This is a genomic window from Methylibium sp. T29-B, from assembly GCF_000576225.1.
Classification (GTDB): Bacteria; Pseudomonadota; Gammaproteobacteria; order Burkholderiales; family Burkholderiaceae_C; genus Methylibium; species Methylibium petroleiphilum.
In genome coordinates this window covers 1-1,896 of the sequence record NZ_AZSN01000316.1, presented here as the reverse complement: position 1 = coordinate 1,896, position 1,896 = coordinate 1, and the positions used below count along the sequence as shown (strand labels likewise).

General features: G+C 71.3%; 1 protein-coding gene and 2 pseudogenes. 2 read left to right on the top strand and 1 reads right to left on the bottom strand.

The annotated features are described in order from the left end of the window. Window positions 1–61: 61 nt before the first annotated feature. A pseudogene (locus tag Y694_RS21530) lies at window positions 62–570 on the top strand (TPM domain-containing protein). 38 nt (window positions 571–608) lie between these two features. After that, the gene (locus tag Y694_RS21525; protein ID WP_051495971.1) at window positions 609–1,379 is read left to right on the top strand and encodes a DUF4399 domain-containing protein; all 771 of its coding nucleotides are present in this window, start codon (window positions 609–611) and stop codon (window positions 1,377–1,379) included. 17 nt (window positions 1,380–1,396) lie between these two features. Here Y694_RS21525 and Y694_RS21520 read toward each other — a convergent pair. Then, window positions 1,397–1,896 (bottom strand): annotated as a pseudogene (locus tag Y694_RS21520) (class I SAM-dependent RNA methyltransferase); the annotation flags it as partial.

The following is a 1,896-nucleotide window of genomic DNA, read 5'->3' as shown; positions in this document are numbered from 1 at the left end:
CGGGGGTTCTCGTCCGGCGGTGGCGGCGATTCGGCGGCGGCGGCGCGTCGGGAGACTGGTGATGATGGACCGGCTGATCCGACTGCTGCGCCACTGCTGGCTCGACGAGGACGACGCGCGCCGCGCGCTCGGCCCGGTGGCGCTGGAGCGCATCGAGCAGCGCGTGCGCGCCAGCGAGGCCGCGCACAGCGGCGAGATCCGCGTCTGCGTGGAGGCGGGGCTGCCGCTGGGCTACCTGTGCGCAACGTCGACGCCCACGATCGCGCGCTGTCGCTGTTCGGCAAGCTGCGCGTGTGGGACACCGAGCACAACAACGGCGTGCTGATCTACCTGCTGCTGGCCGACCACCGCATCGAGATCGTGGCCGACCGCGGCCTCACGCGGCACGTGGACGCTGCGGGATGGCAGGCCATCGTCGACGGCATGGGCGCGGCGTTCCGCGAGCGGCGCTTCGAGGACGGGCTGCACGCCGCGATCGACGCCGTGGACGCCGTGCTGCGCCAGCATTTCCCGGCAGCGCCAGGGGGTGGCAATCCGAACGAATTGCCGGACACTCCGGTGCTGCGCTGACCGACACCTTCACGACCTCCGATCGAATGACCTCCACGATGCGCTCTTGCTTCGCCTGGTTCGCGGCCGCCCTGCTGGCCGCACCGGCCCTCGCGGCCGACCACCCGTGGCTCAGCTCGCCGCTGCGCACCCAGCAGCCCGAGACCTACTTCACCAACCTGCGCGACGGCGACAGCATCGAGACGCCCTTCGTGCTGAAGTTCGGCCTGTCGCGCTACGGACTGGCGCCGATCGTCAAGCCGGTCGACGGCGCCGGTCACCACCACCTGCTGGTCAACCGCGACCTGCCGCTCGACTTCACCCAGCCGCTGCCCTTCAACGACCAGTACATCCACTTCGGCAAGGGCCAGATGGAGACGGTGCTGACCTTCGTGCCCGGCACCTACACGCTGCGGCTGCTGCTGGCGGACCACAAGCACATCCCCTACTTCGTCTACAGCAAGCCGATGAAGATCACGGTGACGAAGAAGAACGACGACGTCGACCCGAAGACGCTGATCCAGCCCGGCGTCGCGATCCTCGAGCCGCGCAGCGGCGAGCCGCTGCGCACGCCGTTCCGGGTGCGACTGCACGCCTCGGGCCTGAACGTGGGCCACGTGGACATCCAGGACAAGGGCGTGGGCCACTTCCGGCTGGTCGCCGAGAGGGCCGGTGCGCCCACCGAGCGCATCGACCTCGTCAAGGGCCTGACCGAGGTCTGGCTCGCGCCGCCGCCGGGCACCTACAAGTTCAGGGTCGAACTGCTGCAGAACGCCGACCAGCAGGTGATGGCCACGTCGGCGCCGGTCGAGATCGAAGTGCCGCGCTGAGGGCAGCCGGCGCGCCCTCAGCCCGGTTCGCGCATCGAACCGGCCACCAGATCGAAGCGGAACAGCCGGCACTCGATCGGGCCGTTCCACATCGGCACGCGCCGGCTCTCCTTCAGGCGCATCGCCTGCGGCAGCTTCATGTCGGGGCTGAGCACCCAGGCGGTCCAGCCCGGGTAGGCGCGCTTCCAGTGGGTGGCGAGGCGGGTGAAGAACTCGTGGGCCGAGGCGCCGTCCTCGAAACCCTCGCGCGCGGCCGTCGGCGGCGCGCGCCGTCCGGCCCCGTCGCCGCGCGAGCCCTTGGGGTCGATGCGCTCGCCATAGGGCGGGTTGAGCATCAGCGTGCCGCGTTCGGCGGGGGCGGCACGCTGCAGCGCGTCGACCGTCTTCAGCTCGATCGCGGCAGCGACGCCGGCGCGCGCCGCGTTGCGCGCCGCGAAATCGGTCATGCGGAAGGCCACGTCGCCGGCGAAGATGGGCACCGCGCTGGCATGCACGGCCGCCCGCGCGGCCTCGCGCA

Coding starts and splice junctions, on each gene's coding strand:
- Y694_RS21525 (WP_051495971.1), top strand. CDS start 609: ATGCGCTCTTGCTTCGCCTGGTTCGCGGCCGCCCTGCTGGCCGCACCG.